This window comes from Sphingobium sp. AP49 (assembly GCF_000281715.2).
Taxonomy (GTDB): domain Bacteria; phylum Pseudomonadota; class Alphaproteobacteria; order Sphingomonadales; family Sphingomonadaceae; genus Sphingobium.
In genome coordinates this window covers 638488-653281 of the sequence record NZ_CP124576.1, presented here as the reverse complement: position 1 = coordinate 653281, position 14794 = coordinate 638488, and the positions used below count along the sequence as shown (strand labels likewise).

The 14794-nt window shown below is 64.3% G+C and carries 10 protein-coding genes; 4 read left to right on the top strand and 6 right to left on the bottom strand.

Annotated features, from left to right (window positions below; genetic code table 11):
* Nucleotides 1-61 precede the first annotated feature (61 nt).
* From fusA to rpsL, 3 genes are all read right to left on the bottom strand, one after another.
* A complete protein-coding gene (fusA, locus tag PMI04_RS03140; protein WP_007707913.1) occupies nucleotides 62-2155 on the bottom strand; it encodes an elongation factor G in 2094 nt (697 codons plus the stop codon).
* Nucleotides 2156-2319: 164 nt separating this feature from the next.
* Nucleotides 2320-2790: a 30S ribosomal protein S7 gene (gene rpsG, locus PMI04_RS03135; RefSeq protein ID WP_007707914.1), complete on the bottom strand. Its 471-nt coding sequence runs from the start codon at nucleotides 2788-2790 to the stop codon at nucleotides 2320-2322.
* Between the two features lie 13 nt (nucleotides 2791-2803).
* Entirely contained in the window at nucleotides 2804-3175 is a 372-nt protein-coding gene (gene rpsL, locus PMI04_RS03130; protein ID WP_007707915.1) for a 30S ribosomal protein S12, read from the bottom strand.
* A 370-nt stretch (nucleotides 3176-3545) separates the two neighbouring features.
* Here rpsL and PMI04_RS03125 point away from each other — a divergent pair, with 370 nt between their 5' ends.
* The 3 genes from PMI04_RS03125 (at nucleotide 3546) to PMI04_RS03115 (ending at nucleotide 7549) form a co-directional block, all read left to right on the top strand.
* Complete coding sequence (locus PMI04_RS03125; protein WP_037485916.1) at nucleotides 3546-5825, top strand: EAL domain-containing protein; 2280 nt, start codon at nucleotides 3546-3548, stop codon at nucleotides 5823-5825.
* Nucleotides 5826-5991: 166 nt separating this feature from the next.
* A complete protein-coding gene (locus PMI04_RS03120; protein ID WP_007707919.1) occupies nucleotides 5992-7182 on the top strand; it encodes a M23 family metallopeptidase in 1191 nt (396 codons plus the stop codon).
* The gene (locus PMI04_RS03115; RefSeq protein WP_193378293.1) at nucleotides 7163-7549 is read left to right on the top strand and encodes a polymer-forming cytoskeletal protein; all 387 of its coding nucleotides are present in this window, start codon (nucleotides 7163-7165) and stop codon (nucleotides 7547-7549) included. Before PMI04_RS03120 ends, PMI04_RS03115 begins: the two co-directional genes overlap by 20 nt.
* A gap of 3 nt (nucleotides 7550-7552) precedes the next feature.
* On the opposite strand, the gene PMI04_RS03110 is transcribed toward PMI04_RS03115, so the two are convergent.
* Genes PMI04_RS03110 through PMI04_RS03100 form a run of 3 tightly spaced genes read right to left on the bottom strand, consistent with a single transcriptional unit; the run spans nucleotide 7553 to nucleotide 10895 of the window.
* Entirely contained in the window at nucleotides 7553-9061 is a 1509-nt protein-coding gene (locus tag PMI04_RS03110) for a YifB family Mg chelatase-like AAA ATPase (RefSeq protein WP_007707926.1), read from the bottom strand.
* Between the two features lie 44 nt (nucleotides 9062-9105).
* Entirely contained in the window at nucleotides 9106-9780 is a 675-nt protein-coding gene (locus tag PMI04_RS03105; protein WP_004208734.1) for an RlmE family RNA methyltransferase, read from the bottom strand.
* The gene (locus PMI04_RS03100; protein WP_007707930.1) at nucleotides 9777-10895 is read right to left on the bottom strand and encodes a Ppx/GppA phosphatase family protein; all 1119 of its coding nucleotides are present in this window, start codon (nucleotides 10893-10895) and stop codon (nucleotides 9777-9779) included. Before PMI04_RS03100 ends, PMI04_RS03105 begins: the two co-directional genes overlap by 4 nt.
* Before the next feature lie 334 nt (nucleotides 10896-11229).
* Here PMI04_RS03100 and PMI04_RS03095 point away from each other — a divergent pair, with 334 nt between their 5' ends.
* A complete protein-coding gene (locus tag PMI04_RS03095; RefSeq protein WP_007707932.1) occupies nucleotides 11230-14709 on the top strand; it encodes an autotransporter domain-containing protein in 3480 nt (1159 codons plus the stop codon).
* The last annotated feature ends 85 nt before the right edge of the window (nucleotides 14710-14794 follow it).

Below are 14794 nucleotides of genomic sequence, written 5' to 3'. Positions count from 1 at the left end.
CAAATTCACAGATTACCAGCCCCTATCCGAGCCGCTCGCGCAGCCCGGATAGGGAAAATCGTCAGGCCATCTTCGCCTTGACCTCGTCCGCAACATTCTGCGGCACTTCGTCATAATGCGAGAAGATCATCGAGTAGTTCGCACGCCCCTGGGTGAACGAACGCAGCGAGTTCACATAGCCGAACATGTTGGCCAGCGGAACCATCGCCTCGACCACCTGCGCGTTGCCGCGCGTATCGGTGCCCTGGATCTGGCCACGACGGCTGTTCATGTCGCCGATGACGTCGCCCAGATATTCTTCCGGGGTCACGACCTCGACCTTCATGACGGGCTCAAGCAGGGTGATACCCGACTTCTGCGCCGCTTCGCGCATCGCTGCACGACCGGTGATTTCGAATGCCAGCGCCGACGAGTCGACGTCATGATAGGCGCCGTCATAGAGCAGGATTTCGAAGTCGATGATCGGGAAGCCGATCAGCGAGCCGGTGGCCGCCGTTTCACGCATGCCCTTTTCAATGGCGGGGATATATTCCTTCGGAATGTTACCGCCCTTGATCTCATCCTTGAAGATGATGCCCGCGCCGCGCTCGCCCGGGTTCAGCTTCACCTTGATGCGGCCGAACTGGCCGGTGCCGCCCGACTGCTTCTTGTGGGTGTAGTCGATGTCGACGGGCTTCTTGAGATATTCGCGATAGGCCACCTGCGGCGCACCGACATTCGCCTCGACCTTGAACTCGCGCTTCATGCGGTCGACCAGGATTTCGAGGTGAAGTTCGCCCATGCCCTTGATGATGGTCTGGCCCGATTCGTGATCGGTCGACACGCGGAACGAGGGATCTTCGGCAGCCAGGCGGTTGAGGGCGACGCCCATCTTTTCCTGGTCGGCCTTGGTCTTGGGCTCCACCGACAGTTCGATGACCGGCTCGGGGAATTCCATCCGCTCCAGGATGATCGGCTGGCGCTCGGCGCACAGCGTATCACCGGTGGTGGTTTCCTTCATGCCGGCCAGCGCGACGATGTCGCCGGCATAGGCGGTGTCGATGTCCTCACGCGAGTTCGCGTGCATGAGGAGCATACGGCCGATCTTTTCCTTCTTGTCCTTCACCGAGTTCAGGTACGTGCCCTTGGTCAGGGTGCCCGAATAGATGCGCAGGAAGGTCAGCGAGCCGACGAACGGATCGTTCATGATCTTGAACGCCAGGCCCGAGAAGGGCGCGTCGTCCGAGGTCGCACGGCTGTCCGGGGTCTCGCCGTCCATCTTGACGCCCTGGACGTCTTCGATGTCGAGCGGGCTCGGCAGATAGTCGACGACGGCGTCGAGCAGGGGCTGAACACCCTTGTTCTTGAACGCGGAACCGCACAGCACCGGCGTGAACGCCTGGGCCAGCGTGCCCTTGCGGATCAGCGCCTTCAGGGTCGCGACGTCGGGCTCATTGCCTTCCAGATAGGCTTCCATCGCGGCATCGTCCTGCTCGACGGCAAGCTCGATCAGCTTTTCGCGATATTCGGCAGCCTTGTCAGCGAGGTCAGCCGGAATTTCTTCATAATAGAATTCGGCGCCCAGGCTCTCATCCTTCCAGATGATCGCACGGTTCTCGACCAGGTCGACCAGGCCCTTGAAGTCCGACTCTGCGCCGATGGGCAGATACAGGACAGCAGGGGTCGCGCCCAGGCGATCGATGATCGTCTGCACGCAATAATAGAAGTCGGCACCGGTGCGGTCGAGCTTGTTGATGAAGCACATCCGCGGAACCTTGTACTTGTCCGCCTGGCGCCACACGGTTTCCGACTGCGGCTCAACGCCGGCAACGCCGTCGAACGCGGCAACCGCACCGTCGAGCACGCGCAGCGAACGCTCGACTTCGATGGTGAAGTCGACGTGACCGGGGGTGTCGATGATGTTCAGGCGATGCTCGGGGCCCTTGCCCTCAGCCGCCTTCCACACGCAGGTCGTCGCAGCCGAGGTGATGGTGATACCACGCTCCTGCTCCTGCTCCATCCAGTCCATGGTCGCGGCGCCGTCATGGACTTCGCCGATCTTGTAGGACTTGCCGGTGTAATAAAGGATACGCTCGGTCGTGGTGGTCTTGCCGGCGTCGATATGCGCCATGATACCGAAGTTACGATAATGTTCGAGCGGATGGCTGCGGGCCATGATGCTTCTCCGTTGCCGGCGCGCCGGCGGTTGGGGATTCGAGTCTGGGGTGGCCCCTAAACCAATCCGTCCGCCATGGGTAGAGACCCCCGGCGAACGGACCGATTTTCAGAGCGACCGAACGGGGCGCAGACCCTGTGGCCCGACACCCCGCCTGTCTTCTTTTACCAGCGATAGTGCGAGAAGGCGCGATTCGCTTCCGCCATGCGGTGCGTATCTTCGCGCTTCTTCACCGCATTGCCGCGGTTGTTGGCAGCGTCCAGCAGCTCGCCCGACAGGCGGGCAGCCATGGTGGTTTCGCTGCGGTTGCGGGCTGCCGTGATCAGCCAGCGGATCGCCAGGGCCTGCGAACGTTCGGGACGAACTTCGACAGGAACCTGATAGGTCGCACCGCCGACGCGGCGGCTGCGGACTTCGATGCCGGGCTTCACATTGTTCAGCGCGTCATGGAACAGGCCGATCGGATCCTTCTTGGCCTTGGCCTCGACGGTTTCGAGCGCGCCATAGACGATGGATTCGGCAACGGCCTTCTTCCCGTCCTGCATGACGCTGTTCATGAACTTCGACAGAACCTGATCACCGAACTTGGGATCGGGCAGGATGACGCGCTTTTCGGGGCGACGACGACGTGACATATTCTAGTCTCCCTTACTTAGGACGCTTGGCGCCGTACTTGGAACGGCTCTGCTTACGATCCTTGACGCCCTGGGTATCCAGAACGCCGCGAAGAACGTGGTAACGCACGCCCGGAAGATCTCGCACACGGCCACCGCGGATCAGCACGACGCTGTGTTCCTGCAGGTTATGGCCTTCACCCGGAATATAGGTGATGACTTCGCGCTGATTGACCAGGCGAACCTTGGCCACCTTACGAAGCGCCGAGTTCGGCTTCTTCGGGGTCGTGGTGTAAACGCGGGTGCAAACACCGCGCTTCTGGGGATTTGCGTCCATTGCAGGGACCTTGGACTTGGCCTTCTGCGGATCGCGGCCCTTGCGGACCAGCTGGTTGATTGTTGGCATGAAGCCCTTCACCTTTTCAGTTACTTTATCGCGCGCATTTCTCGCGTTCCCTGCCATCAGGACCGTACGGACCGAAACAGCAAAAGCCCCGGCGGACAAAGCCACCTGGAGCCGCAAGAACAGCCGATAATGTTCAGCTCTAGTGCTTGCCATGGGCTGGGAGGGGAAAACGGGTCTTCCCGACACGGACCGCAAGGCAGGCGGCCCTATAGCGATGCGCATCGCCAGGGTCAAGCTGGCTCTCCCCCGGCCGATCACCGACACAAAACGCCCTCACGTCCCACATGGTGAATTCGGTTTTGGCATTTTGCTAACAGGCGCGGCAATTTTGTGGCAATTTGCACCGCCTTGGCTCCGGCAGGGACAGATTGTGACCGCACTTTCCAGGATCAGCGGCGAGTTCCGCAGCCTCGAACGGGAGGCAGCGTTCCAGGCCAACCGGCTGCCCGAGTCGCGCGCGCATGCCTATCTGCTGTTCGGCCTATCGGCCCTGCTCAACATACTGTTCCTGTTGAGCGACTGGCGCTTTGCCGGCACGCCCCATTTCTGGATCGCCATTCCCGCGCGACTCGTGGTGATCTTCTGGTCGCTCGGCTGCCTGGCGCTGTCCCGCCGCATCCACAGCTTCAAGGCGCTGGAACGCATCTGCTTCGCCTGGCAGTGCGTGACCGCGATCGGCGTCGCCTTTCTCGTGTCCTCACGGAGCGACATCGCCGTGTTCGTCCTGGTGATGCTGCCCCTGGTCTTCTACCTCGTCGTCCCCACCAGTTTCCGCGGCAATGTCGGCGGCGGATTGGGATGCGGCGTCGTGCTGCTGATCGGCTATCTGGCGCCGGCGCCTCTGGCCCCGACAACGCCGGGGATGATCATGGCCGTGCTGATGCTGCATAGCGGCATGTGGATCGCGATTGCCCGCACCAATCGGTTGCAGCGGCAGGAATGGACCGCCAGCGAGGAGGCCCGCGCAGCGCGCAGCGCGCTCGCCAGCAACGGTGAAGCGCTGGAGCGCATGTTCATGACGGTGCCCGTGCCGCTGCTGGTCACCCGTCACGATGGCGTCGTCATCCATAGCAATGATGCGGCGGCCCGCGCCTTTGGCCCACCCGACTCCATCGCGCGGCTCGCGATCGTCGATCACCGGTCGGATGGGCCGTTACCGCTACTCGACCGACTCGGACGCGGCGACAGCATCGACAATGAGGAATGCTGTATCGCGGACGAGGAAGGCAGGCTGCGCGACGTGCTGCTTGCGGCCCGCCCCATCGTCATCGCTGGCGCACAATGCGTCCTGACCAGTATCGTCGACATCACCGGCCGCAAGGAAGCCGAACGCCACCTCGCGCATCTGGCCATGACCGACGCGTTGACCGGCCTTGCGAACCGTTCCCACTTCATGGCGACGTTGACGCAGGCAGCACTGACATCAGGGCGTTCGGGCAGTCAGATGGCGGTCGTGCTGATCGACGTCGACGAATTCAAGCGGATCAACGACAGCGCCGGCCATGATGCGGGCGATGCGCTGTTGTGCGCCGTCGCCGAACGGCTGCGCGACGCGGTACGTCCGTCAGACATGGTGGCACGCATGGGCGGTGACGAATTTGCCGTGATCCTGACCCGCCTGCAGGGCCTGGTGGATCTGGACGCGATACTGGCGCGGATGACGGGACGCCTGCATGCGCCGTTGCGACATGGCGGGCGCGACATCGATTGCCGCGTCAGCATGGGCGTGGCGCTGTTTCCAGACCATGCCGGCGACATCGCTGACCTGATCAAGCATGCCGATATCGCGTTGTACGAAGCCAAAAATGGCGGACGCGGTCGGGCCTGCCTGTTTGAACCCGGCCTGCTGGAACGCTGGCAACGCGAAGCGCGCATGCTGGAACGCGCGCGCGATGCCCTTACCCATGCCCCGCCCGTGCCATGGTATCAGCCCAAGGTCGATCTGACCGATGGTCGGGTCATAGGGTTTGAGGCACTGCTGCGCTGCGTACGCCCCGATGGCAGCCTGATCATGCCAGATCACATCATGGCCGCTTTCGAACATCCCGAACTGGGCCGCAAGATCACCGAGCGGATGATCGACCAGATACTGGTCGATTGCCGTCGCTGGCTCGATGCCGGGTTGGATTTCGGCCATGTCGCGGTCAATGTCCCCGGCGTCGAACTGCATGATCCCGCCTTTCCGGAGCGACTGCTGCAGCGCCTGGAAGCCATCGGCGTCGAACCCGGCCGGATCGAACTGGAAGTGACGGAATCGGTATTTCTCGGCCGGAATGTCGATGTCGTCGAACGCAGCCTCAACCGGCTGAGCCAGGCCGGGATGTCGATCGCGCTCGATGACTTCGGCACGGGTTATGCCTCGCTCTCGCACCTCAAGCAGTTTCCTATCGATGTCATCAAGATCGACAAGGGCTTTGTCCGGGATCTGGAAACCGACCCCGATGATGCCGCGATCGTCCGCACCGTGCTCAACCTGGCCTATAGCCTGGGTATCCACACCGTGGCCGAAGGCGTCGAAAATGCACAACAGCTCGACTATCTACGGTCGGGCGGATGTCATTATGGCCAGGGTTTCTATTTCGGCGCAGCCGTTCCGGCTACGCAATTACCCAGCTTTCTCCTGCCTGAGCGCTTTGCCAAACCGGTATAGGCGCCGGGCCGAAAAAATTTTCAGCTGCAGGGAACAATTTCCCCAAGAGATCATTTCACCCCGGTTTAGCTTCGACTCGTCACGAGTCCGCTTCCGTGGATTCGCGCGCACGATCTTCTTTTGCTACCGGCCCGACTCACCGAATTAGATAGTTACGGGGTCGCAATTGTCGCAGCGCAAGAAGAAGGGGGTCGCCACCCTCTGGGCCAGGCTCAGTGCCTTGTGCCCGGAGCGGGAAATCTTCCTGCGCTCGGGCGGCCAGGTAAAATTCATCCGCATCTCCAAGCGCGCCCAGTTGATGGCGCTCGGTATCCTGTCGACCGGCCTGGTCGGCTGGGGCGCCGTCACCGTGTCGATGCTGGCGAGCAGCGCCGCCGTCGCCCATGACCGCGCGATGCTGGACGCCAAGGGTGCGGCCGTCGCCAGCAAGGCGCGCAAGGTCGATGGCTATCGCAAGTCGGTGAATGACCTCGCCCATGACCTGGAAGCGCGCCAGGATTTCATCGACGATCTCTACAAGACCCATTTTGGCGAGCCCGGCGACGCTGCGGCCGATGCCCCGGTCGGCAAGGCCGATGCCGCGACCGACAAGGCCGGCCAGGGCAAGCTCGACGCCAAGATCAGCATGGCGCCCGAAGCCGCGCCGCTGATGCAGGTCGATGCCCGCCAGCGCCGTTTCGCAGCCCTGCTGACCAATGCCGTCGAAGCCCGCACGCAGAAGGCCGCCGCCGCGATCCGCAGCTTCGGCCTCAATCCCGACGCGCTCGCCCGCAACGCCGCCCGCGCCCAGGGCGGCCCGTTCGTCCCCTGGCATGGCGACGAGGATGCGATGCCGGCCGAGCTGGAAAAGCTCGCCACTGCCCTCTCGCGCATGGAATTTCTGGAAACCAGTCTGCTGCGCATTCCCTCGGGCCAGCCGACCGGCACGCCGATGCTCAGCAGCTCCTATGGCTATCGCCGCGACCCGTTCAACGGCCACGCCGCCTTCCATGCCGGGCTCGACTTCCCTGGCCGCTACGGCCAGCCGATCCTGGCCGCTGCACCTGGCAAGGTCAGCTATGTCGGCCAGCGCAGTGGCTATGGCAATGTCGTGGAAGTCACCCATGGCAATGGCATCATGACCCGCTATGCCCATCTGTCCGGCTTCAACGCCCGTGTCGGCCAGCAGGTCGCGCGCGGCGACCAGATCGCCCGCATGGGCTCGACCGGCCGCTCGACCGGCACGCATCTGCATTTCGAGGTGCGCGTCAACGGAGACCCCATCAACCCCCGCCGTTTCCTTGAGGCCCGCAAAGATGTTCTCCAAGTCCAGCAAATCGCCACGGCCCGTCTCGCCGATGTCGGCGACCGGGGCTAAGCACACCCCCTTTTCCCTGATCGGCAGCGATGTGACGATCACCGGCAATCTCGCCGCGACCGTCGACCTGCATGTCGATGGGGTGATCGATGGCGACATCCGTTGCGCCTCGCTGGTCCAGGGGCCGGACAGCCGCATCATCGGCCATGTCACGGCGCAGAGCGCGCGCCTTGCGGGACTCGTCGACGGATCGATCAGCGCCGAGGAACTGGTGGTCGAAAGCAGCGCCCGGATCACCGGCGACGTGACCTATGAACGGATCACGATCGAGGCTGGCAGCCGGGTGGAAGGACGCTTCACGCACAAGGATAATGGTCCGGTCGCGGCCGGCGACCTCAAGCTCATCACCAGCGACAGCGCGGCCTGATCGCTAATTGACCGGTGCCCGGCGCCGATAGCTCAGCGCCTCGGCCACATGCACCCGGCCGACCTGTTCCGCGCCGGCCAGATCGGCGATCGTCCGAGCCACCCGCAACACCCGTGTATAGCCGCGCGCCGACAGTTTCATCGCGGCGGCGGCCTGCGCCAATAATTGCCGCCCGGCCTCGTCCGGCCCGGCCACATCCTCCAGCCGCTCGCCATCCACCTCGGCATTGGTCCGCACCTTGCTGCCGGCATAGCGCCGGGTCTGCAGCGTGCGCGCCGCCGCGACCCGCGCCGCCACCTCCGCCGATCCCTCGGCCGGCGGCGGCAGCACCAGGTCCGCCGCCGTTACCGCCTGCACCTCGACATGCAGGTCGATGCGATCGAGCAGCGGCCCGGACACCTTCGCCTGATAATCGCTGGCGCAGCGCGGCGCGCGGGCGCAGGCCAGCGCCGGATCGGACAGATGGCCACAACGACAGGGATTCATCGCCGCGATCAGTTGAACCCGCGCGGGGAAGGTGACATGGGCATTGGCCCGCGCCACGCTCACCTCCCCGCTTTCCAGCGGCTGGCGCAGCGAATCCAGCACGGCCCGCTGGAATTCCGGCAGTTCATCCAGGAACAGCACGCCCAGATGGGCCATGCTGACCTCGCCCGGTCGTGCCTTCAGCCCACCGCCGACCAGAGCCGCCATCGACGCACTATGATGCGGGTTGCGGAACGGCCGGGCGCGGCTGATCCTTCCGCCCTCCAGCGTGCCCGCGACGCTCGCCACCATCGACGCCTCCAGCGCCTCGGATGGCGTGAGTTCCGGCAATATGCCAGGCAGGCAGCTCGCCATCAGCGACTTGCCCGCGCCCGGCGGCCCGACCATCAGCAGATTATGGCCCCCTGCCGCCGCGATCTCCAGCGCCCGCTTGGCGCTTTCCTGCCCCTTCACCTGGCGCAGGTCGGCCACCCGCAGCGGTGGCTCGACCGCGCCGGGCTGGGGCGGAGACAGGGCGGACGTACCCTTGAAATGATTGAGCAGGCTCAGAAGGTCAGGCGTCGCCACCACTTCGACCTGCCCCGCCCAGGCCGCCTCGCTCCCCTGCGCGGCGGGACAGACCAGTCCCAGATCCTGTTCGCCGGCATGCAGCGCCGCCAGCAATACGCCGGGCGATGGCGCAGTGCGCCCGTCCAGCCCCAGTTCGCCGACGACGATGTATCCCGCCAGCGTCTCGGCATCGATCACGCCCATCGCGCCCAGCAGCGCGATCGCGATCGGCAGGTCGAAATGCGACCCCTCCTTGGGCAGGTCGGCGGGCGAGAGATTGACGGTGATCCGCTTGGGCGGCAGCGACAGGCCGATCGCGGCGATCGCGTTGCGCACCCGCTCGCGGCTTTCGGCCACTGCCTTGTCCGGCAGGCCGACCACGATGAAGGCGGGCAGCCCCGGAACGAGCTGGCACTGCACTTCGACCGTGCGTGCTTCCAGGCCCAGATAGGCCACCGTCGAAACCGTCGCTACCAATGGCCCCGCCCCTTCCACTTCAGGCGGCCGGTTGCTTGTCCCCGTTATTCCTGCGCGTCCGGCCGTCCCTTGAATCCCTGCGCCACGACATACCATTCGACGCTGCCCTTGCGGCTCGCCGGCGGCTTGGCATGCTTGATCGTGGTGAAATGCTTCTTGAGCACCGCCAGCAGTTCCGCATCGGTGCCGCCGGCAAAGACCTTCGCGACGAAGGTGCCGCCCTTGCGCAGATTCTGGACCGCGAAATCGGCCGCCGCCTCGACCAGGCCCATGGTCCGCAAATGGTCGGTCTGGGCGTGGCCGACCGTGTTGGCCGCCATGTCGGAAATCACCAGGTCCGGTTCCTGACCCAGCGCCTCGCGCAGCAGGTCCGGCGCCTTGTCGTCCATGAAGTCCATCTCGAACAGGGTCACCCCCGGAATCGGGTCGACCGGCAGCAGGTCGATGCCGACCACGGCCGCCTTGGGCGCCATCTTGCGGATCACCTGTGCCCAGCCGCCCGGCGCGACGCCCAGGTCGACGACCGCGCGCGATCCCTTCACGAAATGGAATTTCTCGTCCAGCTCGATCAGCTTGAAGGCGGCACGGCTGCGCCAGCCCTCCTGCTTGGCCTTGTGGACATAGGGGTCGTTCAGGTGCCGCTCCAGCCAGCGGACCGACTGGGCGGTGCGCCCCTTGGCCGATTTCACCCGGACCTTGCCGGCACCAGACCCTCTCACATCACTCTCCCGTCGCGGTCCATCAGACCGCGCAAAATGCCCTCGCGAATGCCGCGGTCCGCGACGCCCAGTCGCTCCGCCGGCCAGATGTCGAGGATCGATTCCAAAATGGCACAGCCCGCCACCACCAGATCGGCGCGTTCCGTGCCAATGCAAGGCAGCTTCTGCCGCTCGCTCAACGGCATGGTAGACAGCCGCGCGGAAATCGATCGCATCGACCCGCACGGTACGATCAGCCCGTCGATCGCCTGACGATCATAGCGCGGCAGGTCGAGGTGAAGGCTCGCCAGCGTCGTCACCGTGCCCGATGTGCCGAGCAGGCGAATCCCCTGTTCGTCGCGCGGCAGACGCCGCGCCAGCGCGGCGAAGGCCTCCGTCACGCGCGCGCGCATCCGGCCATAGGCCGCCATCCGTTCGCCCGGATCGGCATGGTCGAACAATTCGCTTTCGGTCAGCGACACCACGCCCCACGGTGCACTGACCCAGTCGACGATACGTGGCGCCCCATCGCAATGGGAATCGACCAGCACCAGTTCGGTGGACCCGCCGCCAATGTCGAAGATCAACGCCGGACCGTCGCCTTCTTCCAGCAGCGCGTGACAGCCCAGAACCGCCAGTCGCGCCTCTTCCTGCGCGCTGATGATGTCCAGGGCAATGCCCGTCTCGCGATAGACGCGCTGGATGAACTCGGCGCCATTGGATGCACGGCGACAGGCTTCGGTCGCGACCGACCGCGCCAGCGTCACATGGCGCCGACGCAATTTGTCGGCGCAGACCGACAGCGCGGCGATGGCCCGATCGATCGCCGCATCGCTGATCCGCCCGGTCGCCGCGAGCCCTTCCCCCAGCCGGACGATCCGTGAAAAGGCATCGACCACGATGAAGCCGTCGGCTGAGGGCTTGGCGATCAGCAGGCGACAATTATTGGTGCCCAGATCGATCGCGGCATAGGATCGACGGTCGCGCGGCGCGTGGGGTGAAAGGCCCCGCTGCTTTGTCGGGGGCGGAATGGCCGCAGCCTTGCTCCCATTGCCCGGACCGGAACGGGCGGACTTGCCCGAAATATGGCCGGTGGGGCCGGAACTCTGCGGCGATGGGCGGCTGTGCTGCACCAAGGCCGTGTCTCACTTCATAATCGCCGGTCACGATGTCGGGACCGGAACTTGCCATCATGCTTAAGCAGATCGGCGCCATTGTGCAAGTAGCCGCCCCCTTGCGGAAAAACGGCTCAAATCCGTGCAGCGGCGCCCGCATATGCAAGACATGATCTAACAACCTCGCGCGGTGTTGCACCACGATCCAGATCAGCAGCAGTCATTTCGGAAATTCATGACGATGTGACAACAATGTGTCCTTTTGGATACATGGCATAAACTTTCACATCTGGACAATTGTCTTGCCAATGCAACCTGCCTAGCCTCGCCCACGGTCTTTGGGGAGATTTACATCATGCGCATTCATACGAATGGCGCGGGCCTTGTGGCGCGCGCTGGTCGGACTGCCCTGCTGGCGTCCGCCGCCCTGTCTGCACTCAGCATCGCGCCCGCGGCACAGGCCGTTGTGCCCACCGACGGAACGACACCGGCCGACATCGTCGACAGTACCGACGTCAACGGCGTCGGCATCATGTATCGCGCCGATGGCTATGTCTGCACAGGCACGCTGATCAATCCGCGTACCGTCATTTTCGCCGCCCATTGCGTCAATGACTATGACCCCAGCACCTACAGTACGGTGAATGAAGGCATTCCGGTCGCCTTCGCCTTACAGAGCAACGCCCGGCCCGGCCTCGTCAACTGGATCAGCAACGGCTATCGCACCAACACCGCGCTCAGCGTCTATAACGTCAACAATATCGCCTATAATCCGGACTCGCTCGATCCGCCGGCGCTCAGCTTCCTCTATGGCGACACGGCGATGGCCACGCTCGATACGCCGGCCAGCGACGTGCCGACCTGGGCGATGCTCTTTTCCGCCCTGCCTGCGCCGGAAAGCATCAGCGACACGAGCGGCACCGGCTATCATGTCACCATCACCGGCTATGGCCGCAGCGGCAGCGGCACGACCGGCTCCAGCGTCGGCATCGACTATCGCCGCAAGGTGGCCGAGAATTTCCTCGGCATGCTCGGCGCCCTCGACGACATCGACATCTTCCTGTTCGGCGAAGGGAGCGGCTATACCCAGAATCTCTACCAGACGGACTTTGACGATCCGACCCGGACCAACGAATTCGACTTCAACGTCTTCAAGGACGATGCCTTGCCCAATGAGGGCAACACCGCCGGCGGCGATTCCGGCGGCCCGCTGATCCTTGACCAGGCGTTCGACCAGAAGGTGGTGCTGGGCGTATTGTCGGGTGGCAGCCGCTATTTCCTGGAACAGCCGCAAAGCGCTTATGGCGGCTCCGCTTTCTACCAGCCGCTCTACCTGTTCTGGGACTGGATCGCGCAGAACAACCCCTATCGCTATGCGACCGCCAAGGCCGGGGATGGCAAGTGGAGCGACCCGAGCCACTGGGTGACCACGCTCGATCCCAATTACATGATCATCGACAGCAACGGCGCGCTGGTGAACGGCGTGCCCACCACGCCGGGCGCGGGTGCTTTTGGCGAGGATGGTGCCCAGAAGTTCGGCCAAATCTGCTACCAGCCCAATGATGGGTCGGACGATGCCTGTTACGATGTCGGCACCGACACGCTGCTGATCAATGGTGAGCCGGTCGAGGCGACCGACGCGACCACCACCAGCGGCAGCAAGACCGTCGCCAACAACAAGGGCAAGGTCGAGATTGCCGAACGCAGCCCGTCCGATGGCGCCGCCAGCCTGGCGGACGAGGCCATCGTCGAGGCCCAGGCGGAGGGCGATGCCGTCCTCCCCGCCGCGACCCTGGCCAACGGCCTGCCCGGCGGCACCAATTTCGTGCCGAACAATATCGACCCGGTCGCCGCGCAGGGCGTCGTCGGCCGGTATTATGACGTCACGCTGAGCGCTGCGGGCAAGACCACGCTCGACATCGACGCTACTGTCGATCGCTTCACCATCTCGGGCACCGGTGCGACGCTGGACGTCACCAGCGCCGGATCGCTGACCAGCCTGATCGACATCAGCCATCTGGCCGGTATCGTGAATGTCGACGGCACGATCGAGACGCCGGGCGACTATATGATGCTGACCGGCCTGCTCTCGGGCAAGGGCACGTTGCGCACCCCTTATTTCACCAACGTCATGGGGGTTGTGGCTCCCGGCGGCATCGGCGGCATCGGCACGCTGACGGTGGAAGGCAACGCGCTCCTGAGCTCGGGCAGCACGCTGCATATCGACCTGGGTGCCAACGGAACGTCCGATCTGCTGGCGGTCAAGGCGACCCAGTTCGTGCCGGAGGAGGAAGGCGGAGACACCGAGGTCAGCGCTCCAGGAGAAGGCAGCAGCGGCAACCGCAATGAGCAGAGTGCAGCCGCCAGCATCACGGCAGCACAGGCCGATGGTGATGTGACGTTGCTGGCCGCCGGCGATCCGATCGACGGCATTGCAGCCCTGGGCGGCAAGGTCGTGTTTGGGGCCGCCACCGGCGCCAAGCTGCGTTATGGCAATCGCTACACCTTTGTCACGGCCGAAGGCGGGATCGACGGCAGCTTCCAGACCCCGGCGAACATCAGCGCCATCCTGAAGCCCGTGCTGACCTATGGCCCCAATTCGGTGAGCGTCACGATCGACGCCGGAACCTATGCCAGCGTCGTCAACGGCGGTTCGCAGGTGCAGACCAGCTACGCCCGCTTGCTCGATCAGAATCGGTCGCTCTACGGCAATTATGCCACCCTCTATGGAGAGGCGGACCTGTTGAGCGTCGCTGCGATTCAGGCTTCGCTCGAAGCCATGGCACCGCGCACCGAAGCGCTGCGCTCGTCCATGGCGGAAGTGCTGAACGATAATATGGCGCGCTTTTACCGCGATCGCCTGACTCGCATCTCGGGCGGCGCAATGGGCGGCACGCTGACCATGACCGGCCAGCCGCTCCAGCTTGCCGCGCTCAGCATGAACAACCTCAATCTGGGCATGGACCAGGGGGGCGGCAACGAAACCGTCACCCAGGAAAATGCGCTGCCCGAAGACGTCAGCGCCTTCATCGCCGGCGGCTATATTGACGGCAAGAGCGATCCGATGCGGGGCGCCATCACCTCTGGCCACGACACGTTCGATGGCTGGTATGGCGCGGCCGGCATCGAAAAAATGCTGGGCGACGATGCCGTCATCGGCCTCGCCGCTTCCTATAGCGAACTGAAGGGCAATACCGGCATCGGCGATACCGGCAGGGCACGCCTCTATCAGGCGACCATCTACGGCAATTGGGATCTGGGCAGCATCGTCCTGGATGGCGTCGGCAGCGCCGGCACGCTCACCAGCAAGTCGAAGCGTGCCTTCGCCGTCGGGGTCACGCCCTATACGCTGCGTGGCAGCGATCAGCAGCTGGCTCTCTCGGGCGAGATCGGGATTGGTGCGCCGCTCGGCGGCGACGCCTTCACCATCACCCCTCGGGCGGCACTGCGCGGCGCTTACATCAGCGGCGGCAACCTCGCCGAATATGGCGGCGACGCCGCCCTGGTGATCCAGCGCCATGCCGTGCAGAGCGCGCAGGGTCGCCTGGGCGCTACGGCCAAGATCGATGTCGGCGGCTTCAAGCCTTATCTCACCGCCAACTATGTCCATGAATTCCGCGACCAGCCGGCCTATGTTCTGGCCAATTTCGTAGGCGGGACCGGATCGCTCGCGCCCTTCGCGCTAGGCGGATCGGACAAGAACTGGGCAGAGCTGGGCGGCGGGCTGACCGTCAGCACCGGCAATGTCGATATCAGCATCTCGGCCGACAGCACCGCCTGGCGCGACGACATCAGCTATCAAAGCTATCGTGCCGCGGTCAAATTCCGCTTCTGAAACCTTGCCTCGCAAGCAGGAAAGGGCCGTCCCGCAGGGGCGGCCCTTTTGTCTGGGCGGCACCTTGGAGCAATGAAGGGATCGC